General features: G+C 69.1%; 15 protein-coding genes. 10 read left to right on the forward strand and 5 right to left on the reverse strand.

Annotated features, from left to right (window positions below; genetic code table 11):
* Positions 1-42: 42 nt before the first annotated feature.
* The 4 genes from OEB96_RS42805 to OEB96_RS42820 all read left to right on the forward strand — a co-directional run bounded on the left by OEB96_RS42805 (position 43) and on the right by OEB96_RS42820 (position 5,817).
* Positions 43-1,002 carry an aldo/keto reductase gene (locus OEB96_RS42805; RefSeq protein WP_266222745.1) on the forward strand — a complete coding sequence of 320 codons (960 nt, stop codon included), beginning with the start codon at positions 43-45 and terminating at the stop codon, positions 1,000-1,002.
* A gap of 71 nt (positions 1,003-1,073) precedes the next feature.
* Positions 1,074-3,371, forward strand: coding sequence for a hypothetical protein (locus OEB96_RS42810; protein ID WP_266222746.1), 2,298 nt, complete (start codon positions 1,074-1,076; stop codon positions 3,369-3,371).
* Between the two features lie 150 nt (positions 3,372-3,521).
* Positions 3,522-3,734 (forward strand): hypothetical protein, encoded by a 213-nt coding sequence (locus OEB96_RS42815; RefSeq protein WP_266222747.1) that lies wholly within the window; start codon positions 3,522-3,524, stop codon positions 3,732-3,734.
* Positions 3,735-3,762: 28 nt separating this feature from the next.
* The gene (locus tag OEB96_RS42820) at positions 3,763-5,817 is read left to right on the forward strand and encodes a hypothetical protein (protein WP_266222748.1); all 2,055 of its coding nucleotides are present in this window, start codon (positions 3,763-3,765) and stop codon (positions 5,815-5,817) included.
* Between the two features lie 27 nt (positions 5,818-5,844).
* Here OEB96_RS42820 and OEB96_RS42825 read toward each other — a convergent pair whose 3' ends face one another.
* Entirely contained in the window at positions 5,845-8,859 is a 3,015-nt protein-coding gene (locus tag OEB96_RS42825; RefSeq protein ID WP_266222749.1) for a hypothetical protein, read from the reverse strand.
* Positions 8,860-8,871: 12 nt separating this feature from the next.
* Positions 8,872-9,525 (reverse strand): peptidoglycan-binding protein, encoded by a 654-nt coding sequence (locus OEB96_RS42830; RefSeq protein ID WP_266222750.1) that lies wholly within the window; start codon positions 9,523-9,525, stop codon positions 8,872-8,874.
* A 272-nt stretch (positions 9,526-9,797) separates the two neighbouring features.
* Here OEB96_RS42830 and OEB96_RS42835 point away from each other — a divergent pair, with 272 nt between their 5' ends.
* Genes OEB96_RS42835 through OEB96_RS42855 form a run of 5 tightly spaced genes read left to right on the forward strand, consistent with a single transcriptional unit; the run spans position 9,798 to position 14,095 of the window.
* The gene (locus tag OEB96_RS42835) at positions 9,798-10,211 is read left to right on the forward strand and encodes a hypothetical protein (RefSeq protein WP_266222751.1); all 414 of its coding nucleotides are present in this window, start codon (positions 9,798-9,800) and stop codon (positions 10,209-10,211) included.
* On the forward strand, positions 10,208-10,738 hold the full coding sequence (locus tag OEB96_RS42840) for an MSCRAMM family protein (RefSeq protein WP_266222752.1): 531 nt from the start codon (positions 10,208-10,210) through the stop codon (positions 10,736-10,738). The genes OEB96_RS42835 and OEB96_RS42840 overlap by 4 nt, the downstream gene beginning before the upstream one ends.
* 38 nt (positions 10,739-10,776) lie before the next feature.
* The gene (locus tag OEB96_RS42845) at positions 10,777-11,304 is read left to right on the forward strand and encodes a GNAT family N-acetyltransferase (RefSeq protein ID WP_266222753.1); all 528 of its coding nucleotides are present in this window, start codon (positions 10,777-10,779) and stop codon (positions 11,302-11,304) included.
* A gap of 37 nt (positions 11,305-11,341) precedes the next feature.
* Entirely contained in the window at positions 11,342-12,715 is a 1,374-nt protein-coding gene (locus OEB96_RS42850; RefSeq protein ID WP_266222754.1) for a sensor histidine kinase, read from the forward strand.
* Between the two features lie 21 nt (positions 12,716-12,736).
* A complete protein-coding gene (locus tag OEB96_RS42855; RefSeq protein ID WP_266222755.1) occupies positions 12,737-14,095 on the forward strand; it encodes a sigma-54-dependent transcriptional regulator in 1,359 nt (452 codons plus the stop codon).
* A gap of 2 nt (positions 14,096-14,097) precedes the next feature.
* Here OEB96_RS42855 and OEB96_RS42860 read toward each other — a convergent pair whose 3' ends face one another.
* Together OEB96_RS42860 and OEB96_RS42865 are read right to left on the reverse strand one after the other, a co-directional pair.
* Positions 14,098-15,102 (reverse strand): LysR family transcriptional regulator, encoded by a 1,005-nt coding sequence (locus tag OEB96_RS42860; protein WP_266222756.1) that lies wholly within the window; start codon positions 15,100-15,102, stop codon positions 14,098-14,100.
* 54 nt (positions 15,103-15,156) lie between these two features.
* On the reverse strand, positions 15,157-15,501 hold the full coding sequence (locus OEB96_RS42865) for a c-type cytochrome (protein WP_266222757.1): 345 nt from the start codon (positions 15,499-15,501) through the stop codon (positions 15,157-15,159).
* Between the two features lie 132 nt (positions 15,502-15,633).
* Between OEB96_RS42865 and OEB96_RS42870 the strand changes: the two genes are divergently transcribed.
* Complete coding sequence (locus OEB96_RS42870; RefSeq protein ID WP_266222758.1) at positions 15,634-16,374, forward strand: pseudouridine synthase; 741 nt, start codon at positions 15,634-15,636, stop codon at positions 16,372-16,374.
* Here OEB96_RS42870 and OEB96_RS42875 read toward each other — a convergent pair.
* Positions 16,350-16,898 carry a hypothetical protein gene (locus tag OEB96_RS42875; RefSeq protein WP_266222759.1) on the reverse strand — a complete coding sequence of 183 codons (549 nt, stop codon included), beginning with the start codon at positions 16,896-16,898 and terminating at the stop codon, positions 16,350-16,352. The two genes, OEB96_RS42870 and OEB96_RS42875, sit on opposite strands and share 25 nt — an antisense overlap.
* Positions 16,899-16,938: the final 40 nt, after the last annotated feature.

The following is a 16,938-nucleotide window of genomic DNA, read 5'->3' on the forward strand; positions in this document are numbered from 1 at the left end:
CGTGCGCATCGATCACGCGCCCACCTGCTAGCCTCCTACCCCATGCGCACGCTGACCCTCCGCCACTCCGGCCTCGAGCTCTCCCACATCATCGCGGGCGGCTGGCAGGCCGGACGCGATCTATGGGTGGGCATCGACGACGACGAGTCGGTCGCCGCCTTGCGAGCCGCGTTCGAGGCCGGCATCACCACGTTCGACACGGCCGAGGACTACGGGGCCGGACACTCCGAGCGCATCCTCGCGCGCGCGCTGGGAGACCACCGCGACGCCATCGTGATCGCCACCAAGGTCTCATGGGATCACTTACGTCGGGACCAGATCATGGAGGCCTGTGAGCGTTCGCTCCAGAACCTCGGCACCGACGTCATCGACCTCTATCAGATCCACTGGCCGGCCGGGACCTTCGGCAGCCCCCGGGTGCCGCTCGAGGAATCGATGGAGGCGCTCGAGCGGCTGCGGCAGCAGGGCAAGATCCGCGCGATCGGGGTCTCGAACTTCGATCTCGACCAATTGAGGCGGGCCTGCGCGCTGGGACCCGTGGACGCGCTCCAGCCCCCGTATTCGCTGCTCTGGCGCCAGGCGGAGCGCGAGCTGCTGCCGTCTTGCCGCGAGCACGGGATCGCGGTGCTGGCCTACTCTCCGCTGGCGCAAGGCCTGCTCACGGGCGCCTTCGGTCCCGACCACCGGCTCGAGGAGGGGGACAACCGCGTCGACAATCGACTGTGGCAGGCGCCCGTGCGCGCGCAAGCGCTCGCGATCGTGGAGGCCATGCGCCCGCTGGCACACGCCCACGGGCTGTCGCTGGCGAAGCTGGCGTTGGCGTGGGTCGCCGGTCGACCGGGCGTGGCCGCGATCGTCGGTGCCCGCACCCCCGCCCAGGCGCGCGAGAACGCAGCCGCCGGCGACGTGATCCCGACGCCCCGGCTCCGAGCGCAGCTCGACGAGCTCACGGCCGACTTGGCGCAAAACGACGAGCCGGTGATGTGGACGTGGTCCACGTGAGCTTGGTGTGTTCCCTCGACTGGCCGGACGGTCCTAGACTCCCGGGGCTCCCAACCCAAGGAGGGCACGTCGTGCCAAGGACCCGTCTCTCATCGACCCTGCTCGTCCCCTCGTTCGTCGCATCGCTCGCTGCATCGACGGCCGTCGCCGCCCCCAATGACGTCTGCGTGCGCCAGGCCCAGGCCGTGCCCGGCGCGGCCAGCAAGACCCCCGAGTGGTGGAACCCGGGCCTGTCGGAATCACAGCACGAGGTGCGCTGGAACGGCGCCACCGTGCGTACCGACGACGACTCGGCAACCCCCGAGCTCGGCCGCTCGCGCATGATCTGGGACAAGTCCTCGCGCACGGTGTTCTTCGAGCTCGAGGTCAACGGCGATCCTTCGGTCGATGCCAACCAGGATCTCGTGCTGCTCTCGGTGGCCAACGCGGCCGGCACGGCCCCCGAGCTGTTCATCAGCTTCCAGCCGCTGCGCGGGTGCACGACCGTCTCCAACTGCACCGGCAACGGTGCCGCGCTGTCCACCTCGGCCATTCGCTACTCCGCCGCCTCGGCCTCGGGGACCTCGGTCACCTGGGGCCCGCTGTCGGGCACCAACCCCAACCCGGCCTTCACCATCGATCACCCGTGGGTGCAGGTCCGTCCCGTGACCTCGGGCGGAACCACCACCTACAACTGGACCCTCAGGTTCGCGATGCAGGTGCCGGTGGAGAGCGGCCACGTGCGGCCCAACCTGCGGATCTACGGCAACGCGGTGATGTACATGCCCGGACCGACGTCGGGCACCGCGGTCGAGATGCCGCTCTTGTGCAACCCCAGCTCGCCGACCAGCAACGACTGCCTGATGTTCAGCAGCGGCAGCACCTCCTCGCTGCCCGAGAGCCTGCCCACCGGAAACATGGGGGCCACGTGGCCGGTGCTCGAGTCGGCCAACCCGAGCACCTGTGAGGGCGTGGAGGTCCTGCGCCCGCTGCTGGGCTCGGACTACAACACCACCATGGGAGTCGTACCGGGAACCGGCGTCCCCTACGAGCTGCCCGGCACCAAGATCCCGAGCATCAGCGGCGCGCGCCTGCGGGCCGGGTTCCACAACGACACCGATCAGGTGCTCCAGCCGGGGAGCGTGACGGCCGAGTTCCGCATCGCCAACTGGGGCCTTCAGACCTCCGACTGGCACAACGCCACGTGGAGCCTGGTGGGCACCGCCGAGCTGAACGCGCCGGTGAGCGCGGGCGGCTACGCGGGTGGGCTGGGCGAGGGACGCCTCCAGAGCGATCTATGGGTCCCGTCGTCTTCGGAGCTCGCCCTCGAGAACACCCACCAGTGCATGCACGTGCGGCTGCGCAGCAGCACCGGCGTCGACTTCAAGGTCGACAGCGCCTTCCGCAACATGGACCTCGTCAGTGCCTCGGTGGCGCGACGCCCCGCGGTGATCGACCTGGGCGATCGTCCGCTGCCCAAGGGCAAGTCGGCGCACGAGGTGTATCTGCTCGTCCGCTCCGAGCACATGCCCGACCCGGGCGTCTGCAAGGCCACCAAGGGCCGGACCTATGGCTGTGCCAAGGGCGGCTCGCTGCTCGCGGCACGCCGCGCGCTGACCAAGAAGCAGAGGCAGCAGCTGTCCAAGGACTTCAAGGCCGGTCGCGCCAGGATGAACGAGGATCAGTACAAGGCCCTGCTCGCGCAGAAGGAGCGCAAGGGCAAGAAGCCCGAGGAGCTGCCCTACTACGTGGTGCACGGCATGGTCGACACCGGCATGCGCATCAACCTGCCCGATGCGGCCCAGACCCCCGTGCTCATGCGCTTCTCCGACTACGGCTACTACGTGGAGCACGAGGGCGAGCCGGTGGAGGGCTGGGAGAGCTACGTGCACGGAGCCGAGCCGGTCGGCAGCAGCGACAACCTGTTCAAGATCTCGGTCAAGCCCAAGACCCTGGTCTCGGTGGCCAACACGGTGCGCGTGCTGAGCAAGGAGACCAAGGCGTGCAAGAAGCGGCCCAAGCCCCAGTGGGGGGTGTACGACACCAAGAAGGTCGAGGCGATCGAGGCCAAGATCCAGGCCGAAGTGGGCAAGGGCAAGCTCGACGAGGTCGCCAAGGTCCGCGTGACCGACGACCAGCTCGGCTGTGATCCTCCGCCGCTGCGGCTGCCGTGCAAGGCGGGTAAGTGCGCCGAGCTGAGCCCGGCTGCCACCATCGAGGGCAACCGCTTCGCCGGCGACTGGTCGGCGATCACGCGCCGACCGGCGAAGAAGAAGCCCACCGGCAAGGTCACGCCCAAGCCCACCGGGCCCAAGCCCACTGGCAAGACCGGGCCCGCCGGCAAGGTCGGGCCCAGGTCCACCGGCAGGATCAGGCCCAAGACACCGTAGCGGTTCGATCCGTCGATCCGTCACAACGACGACGCCACCCGGTCTCCGGCGTGGCGTCGCGCATTTCGAATCGAGCACGTTGCGCCCCGCGGATCGACGCGCGAAGATCCGGCCGGCCCGCACGCGCGGGCACTCCCGGAGGATCCCACGATGCGCCGACGTCTCGAGATTGCTGGTCTACTCGCTGCCCTCGCCCTGGTCGTGCCCACGGCCGGCTGTGACAAGAAGGACGAAGCCAAGACGGACGAGAAGAAGGCCGACGCCAAGGCCGATGAAAAGAAGGCCGACGCCAAGACCGACGAGAAGGCCGATGCCAAGACCGACGAGAAGGCCGACGCCAAGGCCGACGAGGGCGGCTGGTAGCGCGCTGCGAGGCTCCTGGGCGGGCCTCGTGAGTGCGGGGCTGCTCGCGGCCATCGGCGGCTGCGAGCATGCCCCGTCCCCCGAGGACGACACGGGTCGGGCCGAGGCGCCGAGCGAGCCCGACGCCGACGACGAAGGCCCCTCGGGCGCCGAGCGTGCCGTCGACGAGCTGGTCGAGTATGCGGCCGGGCGGCGGTCCGAGCTCGACTTCGCCCGGCTTCCACCGTGGAGCGCCCGCTCGGGCGCCGATCCCTTCGCGCTGCTCGCCGACGACGGGCGCACGCTGGGCCTGTTGCGGCGGGGCGCAGTGGTGGTGCTCGACGAGGACGCACGCGAAGAGCGACGCGTGCCCACCCTGCCGGGCGCGACGGCGATCGTGCGGGCGGGCGATGCGATCGTGATCGCCTCGGAGCACACCGGCGAGCTCGACGTGCTCGACGCGGCCACGCTGTCGCCACGCCAGCGACTGCGCGTGCCCGGCGTGGCATCGATTCGTGCGCTGGCATGGGGGCCGAGCGAGCGGCGGCTCCACCTCGCCGATCCCCACCGTCACCGCGTGCTCTCGATCCCCTGGCCAGCGCCGGGCCAGACCACGGCGGAGCCCGAGACGATCGAGGACTGCGGCGGGGCGCTCTCGATCATGCGCATCGACCACTGGCTGGTCTACGACTGCATGCTCGACCACCGGCTCGTGGCACGGACCGTCGACGACGACGACGGCCGGCTCGGCCCTCGCGCCGTGATCGAGCACGATGGACCGATGTGGAGCTTCGACGCGCGGGTCACCGAGCACGGGGCGCTGTCGCTCTTGGTGGGCGGAGTGGAGGACCACCCGCTCGACCGCTCCGACGGCGCGTTCGGCTACATCGACTCGTTCGTGTTCGTCTACGAGATCGAACCCTCCATGGCCCCCGAGCCCCGCCGGGTCCTCGAGCTCGATGCATCCGAGCACGGCGTGATCACCCCCAAGCACGTGCGCTGGTCGGGGCCTCGCACCGCGGAGATCACCAGCTACGGCAGCGACATGGCGATGATCCTCGCGTGGCCCGGTGACCCAGCCGAATCGATGGCCGAATCGATGGCCGGGCCGACGATCGAGCCCGTGCGCCTGGTCCCGGGCATCACCGCCGCCAGCGGGTCGCTCGCGCACGGCGTGCTCGCGAGCCCGTTGCTCGACGCATGGGTCGTCACCCGCGCCGACGGACCGCCGCGCGTGGTCCCGGTGGGCGATCCCAGCGACGATCGGACCCCGCTCGAGCGGCTCGGCGAGGCACTCGCCTTCACGGGCCTGATGGCCCCCCACGCCAGCAGCGAGGGACGGCGCAGCCGCTTCACCTGCGAGACCTGCCACTTCGAGGGGCGCACCGACGGCCGCACGCACCACACCGGCCGCGACGACGTGCATGCCACCACCAAGACCCTTCGAGGTCTGCTGAACAATCGCCCCCACTTCTCGCGCGCGCTCGACCCCACCACGGCGGGCATGGTCCACGCCGAGTTCCGCGTGGCCAACCGCGGGAGCGGCTTCGATCCCTGGTTCTCGCTGTCGCGCGCCGAGGCGCCGTGGCTCGATGCGCTGGGGGCTCCGCCCGATCCGCTCGAGCCGGTGACGCTCCGGCGTGCACTGCTGGACTTCCTGGCGGCGTTCACCCCCGAGCCCAACCCGGCCGCGCGTGGGCTGGTCGCGTGGACCGGGCAGCAGCGCGAGGGCGCACGGCTGTTCGCGCTGCACTGCGAGTCTTGCCACCGCGCACGGCTGGTCGCCGACGACCCCACCACGGCCGTGGAGTTCGACCGCTGGGAGGCGCTGGTGCTGCACCCCTCGGGCGGCATCGTGTGGGGCTCGGAGGCGCGCCACCAGACCGGAGTGGAGCCCTACGTGCACCCCCACGGGCCACGCGTGCCGTCGCTTCGCCGGCTGTGGGTCAAGCGACCGCTGCTCACGAATGGCCGTGCGGCCACCGTGGACGAGGTCTTGCGGGCGGTGCGACTCCAGGCCCCCGAGGTCCATGGTGGTGGAGCGGGGCAGCCCCTCGACGACGACGCTCGCGAGGCGATCGGCGCCTTCCTCGAGCTGCTGTAGCCGCGATCACGCGGGTTCGACGAGCGCCTACTTGTTGACGACGGGATCGGGATCCGCATCGTTTGCCTTGGTGGGCATCCCCGGCGCGCGGATGTTCCAGCCGCGGAGCTTGAGGTTGCACTTGCCGCAGAACTTCGGGTCGTAGTTGGGCGGGAGGTAGTGCGCCGCAGTGCTCGAGATCTCCGAAGGCTTGGCGACGCCAGATGATATGTAGCTCATCACGCAATTGTCGTCGGAGAAGTCATGATCGTCCTTCACAGGATGCAGAGAGTGCTTGTAGTGCTTGAGGAACAGCGCATGGGCGAGCTCGTGCGTGAACAGGTGATCGACCTTGTAGGAGTCGAAGGCCGCTCGATTGATGGTGACCTTCGCCCCCCCCATCATCATGTTGCCATCGCGGTACCACACGGGATCACTTTGCGGCACGAATTCCAGGATCACGGCGCCTGGTCCCAAGTGCTGTTCCAACTTGAGATGAACCACGGCTCGGGTGTCGTTGGTCCACGCTGCGACCTGACCATGAACGAACCCTTTCTCCGCGTTCTCGATGGCCGCGTCGCTCCCGGTCCATGACCTGATCCCCCGCTCGCCCTTGACCATGTCGTTGTCGAGCTGCATCGGCTTCGGGGCACCAAATCCGCCGAAGGAGGCAACAGGGGGCGGGGAGGGCTTCATCGCGGTCAGAGCCGTGGGAGCGGACGGCTTCTGCTTGGCTATGTCCGCAAGAAACGCTGGGCCCTTCATCCCAGCCGTGGGAGCGGACGGCTTCTGCTTGGCTATGTCCGCAAGAAACGCTGGGCCCTTCATCCCAGCCGTGGGAGCGGACGGCTTCTGCTTGGCTATGTCCGCAAGAAATGCTGGGCCCTTCATCCCGGTCGTCGCAGCGGACGGTTTCTCCTCGGTCGTGGGCGCGGACGGCCTCATCAGCTTCTTCGCGATCCGCTTGAGTTCCTGTTCGTAGTGATCGGCGCCCCCGCAGAGATTCACGTCGTTCTTGATCTTGGTCAGCACCTCGCCGGTACTTTCATCGTCATTGCCTCGGCTCCATTTTCTCGTGACGAGATCCATCGCAATCTTGTAGCGCTCCCCTATGTCGACTTCGACGTCTTCGCCCTCTTTCCACCTCGAATACGCCTTGTCCGTGCCGTCGAGGATCGTCTCGAGCTTCTGGGTCATCTCCTCCGGCGTAGTGCCAGTGTGCTGCTTCGGAGTGTGGGTCCGTGAGTCCCATGCGTCATCGCTCCACGTGCCCACCCCGGCCCTTGTTTCGAAGGCCGTCGTGAGTGCCAGGTCGGTCACTGCGGCCACTGCGGCCATCGTCTTCGTGTTCGAAGCCGTGGGCGGGACGATCGTCATGTAGGCCGCCGCAAACTTGTCGGCAACCTCGTCCCACACATCGCTCGGATCTTCCCCCCAGCTCACGTGACCCGTGATGTGGATGCGCCGCCACAGCGTCATCATGCTGGTCGTCGCTGCGTGGACTCCCCCAACCGTGGCCGTGATCTGGTAACGATCCCCCGCGATCGTCGAGGGTTTGAAGAACACCAGCGGTCCGGTCGTGGTCACACCGGTAGTGGTGGCTGTCGGCGCAACGTCGATGCCATCGAAGACCACGGCCATGTTCGCGGCGGCATTGCCCGAGATCTGGCCACCAACGGCCTCAGGCGCGTTGTGGAAGGGTGTCTGGAATTCCCCCTTCGCGCGCTCGACGTAGCTCTTGGTCGTGTTGAGGTTGGGGGTATTCGGCAGACCGTTGGTGTCTTCGGGCTCGCTTTGCCAGCTCCACGCCACGCTGGTCGACTGACCCACGGCCGGGGACCAGACAGCATTTCCACCACTACCCGTGACCATGACCTTGGCCCGCAGCGGGAAGCGGGGAGTGGAGAACCACTCCTCCTCCAATTCGGCCTTGACCGTCTTCTCCTGGCCAGAGTCGTTGCGGAACTCGTCGATGGCATCTCGGCAGAAGCGCTCGGCGTCGAGGTAGATCTTGCGTGCTCCGCCCACCGCGTGTCCGCTGAACACGCCGGGTTCGCTGGTCGAGCGCGGCTGCTGGTCCCTCTCGAGCTCGTCGATGAGACCATTGTCGATGGCCGACGAGATCACCGTTCGTGGGTCCTTGAGACGGAAGACACCGTCACCGACCATTTCTTCGAAACACTGCACGCTCAGCGCTCGGTTCGACTGACGATAGCGGATGATCGCCCGCTCGAGATCGCGGTTGGTCGCAACACCGTCGAGCTTGCCCGCAAACCACCCCAGCTCGTTGAGCTTGTACTGCACCCACTTGATCCGATTGACGCCGCCCGCCGGAACGGTGGCGGCAGGCAGGCCGGTCGACCTCTGGTAGAGCTCGGACCATGGAACGAGCTCGAGACTCAGCGAGGCGATCGCGACGTTGGTCTGGTCGGCTGGCGGATTCGGGGCATTGGCTTCATGGTCCGCGCCCGCGGCCGCGGGCTCGGTGAGCGTGGGAACACCGCGAATGCTGTCGGCCGCCCCCGCCCTGCGCCGGGTGATGAGAATCCTGACCTGGTAGGGCGAGCCAGTGGGGTTGGCCCACTGGAGCTCGGCGCGCTCCCTGGATTTCTCCGGCGCTTCGCCCTGCTGGTGCTGGAGCGGAGGTGCCGGGGCGTTCGGCTGCTGGTTGCCCCGTGGCAGGCCCCAGACCTGGTCCTGTGACAGTCGCTCGGTGTAGACGAGCATGCCGTTCCTGTCGCGGATCTGCAGCACGAGGCTGCCGACGTTGTGGATGTTGCTGATCGAAGCCCGGACCCACGTCCACTCTTGTCCCGGGGCGAAGTTGGCGGTGGTGTGGATGATGGCGACCTTGGCCCGCTGCTCTCGGACCACGGCGGCCTCCTCTGGCTGCATGCCGGGCCTGACGTAGACCGTCTTCCGGCCATAGTTGGGCGCGTGGGTGCCCTTGCATTCGCCCAGGGCCTTCGAGTTGCGCCACAGGCGGGTCCCGTCCTTGTGTTCCTGCTGGGCCGCGGGGATGTACACACCGTCCCAGCGGAGGTGGACTACGGTCTCGGTCATGACGAGGTGCTCTCAGCTGGCGTTGGATGCGTTGGCAAGGGCTCGACGGGTCTCGCCATCGAGCTCGCCCGTGGGGTCGTGTCCCAGGGAGCGCTGGAAGTCGCGCAGCGCAACACGAGTCTCTTCGTTCATCGCACCGGTGACCTCACCCTCGAGGTAGCCCAGGTTGTGCAGCCGCGCCTGCACGCCGGTCATGGTGTCGATGGGGTCGAGGGCGCCGATCCGCAGGGTCCACTGCGCGGTCTCGGTGGGATCCTCGGGGTTGGTCCACAGCGTGAGCTCGGCCTCGGCCACGTCGTCGGCCACCTCGTGGGAGACCAGGCCCGTCGGGCTGGTCACCCCCTGCAGCGTCTGGCCCGCCACCGTCAGCTCGTACTTGCAGGCGGCGTAGGGCGCTCCGGTCTCGTCCTGGAGATACACCGACAGCAGGCACTTGGGTGCGTGCAATCGAAAGCGATGCGTGCGCCCGGTGGCGTTGTTGAACTCGCTGGGCTCCTTGTCGGGAATGAACACCGCGTCGCCCGGAGCCAGGATCATCGGATCGGGCCGTTGCTTGCGCAGGCTCTCGTTGCTGGGGTGCTCGTAGATCGCCCGCCAGTTGCGAAAGCCGTGCTGCTTGGCAATGGTGAAGAGCGTGTCGTCTCGTGTGACCTTGTGGACGGGCATCGTGCTGGCCGTGGCCGGGATCGCGAGCAAACCGCTCGAAGGTGCGCCAGAACGTTGCTCTTGCCCTGGTGCGTGGACAGGATGCCGCCCCACACTCGGATCACCACTATGGATCGGTGATGGCAGGGATAGCCGCGGGCTATGGGTGCGACGCAGCCACCATCAGCACGCTCGTGCTCGTGATCTGCCCCGAGCATGCACGGGCTCTTCCGAGCTCGGGGCGAGATCGGACCTTGAAGGTCCCGCGGTCGCGGTTATGCTGCTTCGCACTCGTGATCCTCTTCCGCGCCGATCAGGTTCTCTCGATCTGTGAGCCCAACTACACGGCACTGATCGAGCACGTATGTCGACACCTCCGGGAGCTTCACGGGCATGTCACGGTGACGTGTCCCGACGAGACGACCACGATTGCCGCGCTCTCCGATCCCGTGTTGCACGAGCTGGTTCGCAAGAGCCTCGTGTGTGCCCTCGACCACGGGATCGCCGAGGCCCCGGTCCTCTCGGCCTTCATCGTGACCAGGTTCGTGGCGGCCCCCAACTTCACCGAGCACCCCGCGGCGCGTACGTGGCTGGAGGATGCGAGCATGAGACCCGACGATCGCGTTCGGCAGCTCGTTCAGCGGCTCACGCCGAGGGACTGGCGAGACATCCGGCGGAGCTATCGAGCGGAAGGATGGCAATCATGAGCCACGCCACCGATCCAAGCTGCCCGGCCTGTGCGGCAAGGCAGGCCATGGACGCGTGCGAGGAGATGTCGCTCGACGTCGTCGGGGGCTGTCCGAGCAAGAAGAGCTGGATCGACCTCGTGCTCTCCGACAGCGACGGAGAGCCCGTGGCGGGGGCGAAGTACCAGGTCGAAGCGGCGGACGGCTCGGTGCACGAGGGGACCCTCGACGGGGACGGCTGCGCCACCGTGCGTGGCATCGAGCCGGGTACGGCCGTGGTTCGCTTCCCCGAGTACCACGCCGCCGATTTCGAGACCGAGCTCCCGCCGGCCTGCCGCTGCGCCCAGACCACGTGGGTCGAGGTGGAGCTGGTCGACGAGTCGGGCCGGCCCGCGGCGGGAGCCCCTTACCGGGTCGTGCTGGCCGACGGCGAGGTCTGCGAGGGCACGCTCGACGGCAACGGCAAGGCTCGCGTGGAATCGGGCGTGAGCGGCCCCTGTCGCGTCAGCTTTCCCGAGCTCGAGCGAGGCGCCTGCGACCTCGGGTAGCGCACACGCCACCAGCGGCGTCGAGCATACTGCGGTGCATGCCCCTGCCGCTGCTGACCCCTCGCCTCCGGATCCGGGGACCCGAGCCCGACGACTTCGAGGCCTTGTTCGAGGGAATCTGGTCCCGTCCCGAGGTCATGCGGTTCGTGGGACCGCCGCGCTCGCGCACGCTCGCGGCGGAGCGATTCGCATGGTCGCGCGAGCTGTTCCAGCGCACCGGCATGGCCCTGTGGACGGTGGAGCGACGCTCCGACGGCGCCATCCTGGGGGACTGCGGCGTCATTCCCCTCGAGGGTCTCGGACCCCAGATCGAGCTCGGGTATCGACTGCGACGCTCGGTGTGGGGCCAGGGCCTCGCCACCGAGGCCGCCGCGGCTGCGCTGAGCCACGCCATGGCCCCGGAGGCCGAGGGCGGCCTGGGCCTGTCCCGGGTGGTCGCGGTGGTGGACCCCGACCACACGGCTTCGCGACGAGTGCTCGAGAAGCTGGGCTTGCGCTACGTGGGACTGACCGCGGCGCACTACGAGACGACCTCCGCGTTCTACGAGACCGATCCACAGAAGTAGATCCAACGATGATGCTCGGCCGTGGCATGCTCCGCTCGTGGACGAGCCTCCCATGAAGGACGCCGCCCCCACTCGGGCCCGCTTGCCCGCGCGCGTGGCTCGCTGGGGCTTCTTCGCCGTCGCCCTCGTGCTGGGCACGGGGTTGCTGGTGTCGTCGATCACCAGCTACCTGGGTGCTCGCGCCCTGCTCGAGACGGTGATCGAGGGGCAGGCCGAAGCGGCGCACCGCGAGCTGCGGCAGTACCTCCAGCCCGGTCGGCGCCACGGGCCTCCCCACGAGGACGAGCTGCGTCGCTTCCTCGAGGACAATGCCGACGAAGGCGTGGTGTACGTGGCGGTCATGGGCCCCGGCGGCGAGCCGCTCGTCGCCGCAGGCACGCCCAGCGATCCACGACCGCTGCGACCGGGCGAGCTGCGGATCCTCGGCGACCACGTGCAGGCCGCGTTCCCCGGCGAGCCACCGGGGGGACCTCCCGGGGACCCGGCGGGACGGCCGCTTGGAGATCCTCCCAGCCTCATGGGCGGGGGCCCACCATCGCATGCGTTCGGCGTCTCGAGCCCTCGTCCCCCTCCAGCTCCCATCGTGATCGAGCTGCGCCCCGAGGCGGCGCTGGCCCTGCGCGCTCGCGCCGGACGAGACCTGGTCGTGGGGGTGACCGTGGCGGTGGCGCTGATGCTCGCCGCCGCCGTGTTCTGGCGCCTGTCTCGACGAGCCCAGGTGGTCGAGGCCCACCTGGGTGAGCAGCGCCACCTCGCCGCTCTCGGCGAGATGTCGGCCGTGCTCGCGCACGAGATCCGCAACCCGCTCGCCTCGCTCAAGGGTCATGCCCAGCTCCTGGCCGAGCGCGTCGAAGGCGACCCCGCCCTGTCCCGCAAGGTCGCTCGCATCGTGGACGAGTCCCAGCGGCTCGAGGCACTCACCCATGGGCTCCTCGACTTCGCCCGCCAAAGCCGCCTCGCGCTCGCCGACGTCGACCCGGCGGCCGTGCTGAGGCGCTGCGCCGATGCGTGGCCCGACGCCACCATCGAGTTCGAGCTCGCCAGGGCGCCCGCACGCTGGCGCTTCGATGCCGCCAAGCTCGAGCGGGTGCTGGGCAACCTCATCGACAACGCCGATCAGGCGGCTCCCGGGCGGCCGATCCGGATCCGGGCCTACGTCGAGGGGCAGCGGCTCGTGTTCGAGGTCCATGACCGCGGCCCCGGGGTGAGGCCCTCGGATCGCGCCCGGATCTTCGAGCCCTTCCACACCACTCGCACCCGCGGCACGGGGCTCGGCCTCGCGGTGTCTCGCAGGATCGTCGAGCAGCACGGCGGGACGATCGAGGTGCTCGACGCTCCCGGAGGTGGCGCATGCTTTCGCGTGGCGCTCCCCCGCGAGCCCTCGCGCGGGTCGGCCGACGAGCCCCGCTGACGTGGTAGAACGAGGAGCGCCATGGCGAGCATCTTGGTCGTCGACGACGAGGAGGGGATCCGCAGCTTCCTCGCCGAAGCCCTGCTCGACGAGGGACATCACGTGGAGCAGGCGGCGGACGGCGAACAAGCCCTGCGCGCGCTGGCCCGACACGGCTTCGAGGTGGTGCTCACCGATCTCAAGATGCCGCACCTCGATGGCATGGGCCTGCTCGAGCGGCTGCGCCGGGACCAGCCCGAGGTCGAGGTCATCGTGCTCACCGCCCACGGCACCGTCGACACCGCGCTGCAGGCGATGAAGCTCGGCGCGTTCGACTACCTGCAAAAGCCGCTGTCGAGCCCCGCGGAGCTGCGCCTGTTGGTGGCGCGGGCGGCCGAGCGCTACCGCTTGCGCGGACTGGCCGAGGCGGCGCGGAGCGAGGACGCGCCGCGCCTGTCGCATGGTGCGCCCGCAATGGTGGAGGTGGAGTCGGCCCTGCGCAAGGTCGCGCCCACGGAGGCCACGGTGCTGCTGCTCGGCGAGAGCGGCACCGGCAAGGAGGTCGCGGCACGGGCCGTACACGCGTGGAGCCGCCGCGCCGAGGGTCCGTTCGTGGCCATCAACTGCGCCGCGCTGTCCGAGAACCTGCTGGAGAGCGAGCTGTTCGGCCACGAGAAGGGGGCCTTCACCGGCGCCGCGGCTCGCCGCCGCGGTCGCATCGAGCTGGCCCAGCACGGCACGTTCTTCCTCGACGAGGTGGGCGAGCTCGCTCCCGCGCTCCAGGCCAAGCTGCTGCGCGTGCTGCAAGAGCGCTGCTTCGAGCGAGTGGGCGGCACCCAGACCCTGCGGGCCGACGTGCGCTGGGTGGCCGCCACCAACCGCGATCTGCTCCGCATGGTGAGCGCCGGGAGCTTTCGCGAGGACCTCTATCACCGCCTCGCGGTGTTTCCCGTGCAGCTGCCCCCGCTGCGCGAGCGCCCCGAGGACATCGCTCCGCTGGCGGAGTCCCTGCTCCATCGGGTGGCCGCCAGCCTGGGTCGACCATACCTACGCCTCGATCCCAGCGCAGTGACCGTGCTGCGTGCGGCGAGCTGGCCCGGCAACGTGCGGGAGCTGGCCAACGCCCTCGAGCGCGCCGCGATCCTGGCCGACGACGATCGCATCATGCCCGAGCACCTCGTGATGCCCGGCGCGGCGCGGCCCGGAGCCGCCACCGCTCCCCCGACGACGACGCCTTCGACGGTCCCCGCGGCTCCTGGACGCACGCTCGCCGAGCTCGAGCGAGAGGCGATCGAGCAGGCGCTCGCGCGACACGACGGCAATCGTCGCCGTGCCGCCGAGCAGCTCGGCATCGGCGTGCGCACGCTCTACGACAAGCTCAAGCGCTACGAGCTTGGCTGAGCTCATCGACCACGACCGATGGCGCGTGCCTTGCCCTTGCCCTTGCGCGCCACGCCGCCGTCGTCAGCCGCAGCCGCCGCGTGCTGCCCGACGACATCCGCACTCCGCCGCAGCTCTGCGCCCACCCACTCGACGCAAAAGTCGACGAACACCCGTACCTTGGGCGACAGGAATCGCGCGCTCGGATACACCACGTGGAAGGGCGAACGACCCAGACAGTAGGAAGGGAGCACCAGCCGTAGACCTCCCGCATCGAGCTCGGCGGCGCCGATCGAGTCGGGCAGCATGCCAATGCCCGCGCCGTGCAGCAGCGCATGGCGGACGAAGCTGAAGTCGAGGGCCGAGATCACTCCGCTCACCGTGATCTCCTCACGGTGCCCATCGGACCCATCGAGCTCCAGGCGTGCCTCGCCATGGCGCCCGCGAAACAACACGAACGCATGCTCGGCGAGCTCGGCCACGGAGCGAGGCGTCCCGCGGCGCTCGAGATAGGCCGGACTTGCGTAGAGATGAGTCGCCCCTTCGCCGACGGCGCGCGCGATGAGCGAGGAGTCCTCGAGCCGTCCGGCACGAAGCGCGAGATCGAAGCCCTCGGCGACGAGGTCCACGCGGCGCTGGGTGAGATCGATGTCGAGCTGGATGTACGGCCAGCGAGCGCTGAACTCCGCCACCAGTCGGCCCATCGTCTCGTTCCAGTCGGCCGGCGCGGTGATCCGCAGCCGTCCGCGCGGCTCGCCCTGGATCTCGGAGACCGAGTGCGAGGCCTGGGCGAGCTGCTTCATCGCCGCGGAGACGTGCTCGTGGTAGATCTCGCCGACCTCGGTGAGGCGCTGGCGTCGGGTGGTGCGCTCGAGCAATCGTGCGCCGAGCTGCTGCTCCAGACGAGCGACCCGGCGGCTGACGTTGGACTTGGCGAGCCCCAGCCGCCGTGCGGCCGAGGTGAAGCTACCCGTGTCCACGACCGCGAGGAAAGCGGTCACGTCCTGGAGATCGAGCGGCTCTTCCATCCCGTCGGCGGTCGGAAGCGATGGGCCTCGGTACGGTTCGAATCGACCGGCCGGCTAGAAGGTCTCGCGCAGCCAGGCGAGCACGTCGGCCATCTCCTGGTCGGAGAGGTTGTTCGGCGGCATCGTGCCCTTGCCGTCGAGCACCGCGTCGATGATCTCGTCGTCGCTACGCGAGGAGACCACGCCGCTGAGAGCCGGTGCAGTCGCTCCGGAGTTTCCGTCGGTCCCGTGGCAGCTGGCCTGAGCGCAGCCCTTCGAGGCGAACAGCGCCTCTCCCGAGGCCGAGTCTCCGGTGAGATCGAGGATGCTGCCGTTGTCGTCACCGCCGTCGCCTTCATCTCCTTCACAGGCAACGGTGGTCAGCACGAACGGCAGGGTCAGGATGAGCAGGCGACGCATGGCGCGGATGATAGCGCGGTTGGCGGCACCAACGTGGACCCCGATGCGGATTCGGTCGAACACCGGGCCAGAATCCGTCCTCCGAGGGATGTACGGATTCAGGCTACCGTTGGTCGCCCCCCCCCGCCCCCCATGGAACCCCTGCGTCTGCTGCACCTCGACCCCTGGCTGGTGGCCATCGCCAAGCCAGCGGGACTGGCGGTCCACCGCAGCGACCAGGTGCACGATCACGCCCCCGCCCTGCAGCGCCTGCGCAACCAGCTGGGGCGCTGGGTGTATCCAGTGCATCGCCTCGACCGGGGCACCTCGGGCGTCCTGTTGTTCGCGCTCGATTCCGAGACCGCTGGGGCCGTCGGTGCGCGGCTCGGTCACGGCGAGGTGACCAAGCGCTACCTCGCCGTGGTACGTGGCTGGGCACCCGAGCACACCGAGCTCGACTACGACCTGCGCGAGCATCCCGGTGCACCGGTCCAGGCCGCGCGTACGACGGTGCGACGCCTGGCCACGGTCGCGCTGCCCATTCCCGTGGGGCGCTACCCCGAGGCTCGCTACTCGCTGGTCGATCTACGCCCCCATACGGGGCGTCTCCATCAGCTGCGCAAGCACATGGCACACCTGCGGCATCCGATCGTGGGCGATGTGCGTCACGGCGAGGGACGGCACAACCGCCTGTTTCGCGAGCATCTTGGCATACACCGGTTGCTGCTCCATGCCAGCACGCTGTCGCTGCCGCATCCCGTTACGGGTGAGCAGCTGGAGCTGCGGGCTCCGCTCGAGCCCGAGCTCCAGCGCTTGTTCCGCTCGCTGGGATGGGACGATCCCACCGCGGAGTCGTCGCAGGTTGCGAGCTACCGCGCGAAGGTCAGCCGATAGTCGATGGCCACCGGAAGGTGGGGGGACGACATGGTGCTGTGCAGGCGTAGGCGCTTGCCTTCGTCGTCGAAGGACCAAACCATCACGCGCCGGCCGCCACCACCCCAGCTCGTCTGAACCAGCGTGTTCCCACGGCGTTCGTGCTTGAGGTTGACCTTGGTGCCCTCGCGGTTGTGCCACGTTCGTACCGAGCCATCGAGCGGGGCGCGCTGTGGCTCGAGGTCGCCGTAGACCACGACGAGATCATCGCCTTCCATCGACAGGGTGACGGCCTGGGGAATCACGTTGGCCGCCGAGAGCCGCTTGCGGGCCAGCTCGTGGAAGATGGGGAGCAGCGCCTGCACGGCTCGCTCGACGGCGTCCACCACTCCCTGCCGCTGTGCCTCGCCCCCGGCGAAGCGAAACGTGCCCGTGAACGGCACCGCCGCAGTCGAGCTGGTCGCGGGGACGGTCGACGTGGCAACGGCGACCTCGGGGACGAGCGCCGCGAGGCACACCCCGAGCGCAGACGCGAGCAACGACATGCGATCGTCATGGTCGCATGCTCCGGCGGCCCCGCAAACG

This window comes from Paraliomyxa miuraensis, assembly GCF_026337845.1.
In the GTDB taxonomy this organism is placed as follows: Bacteria; Myxococcota_A; Polyangia; order Nannocystales; family Nannocystaceae; genus Paraliomyxa; species Paraliomyxa miuraensis.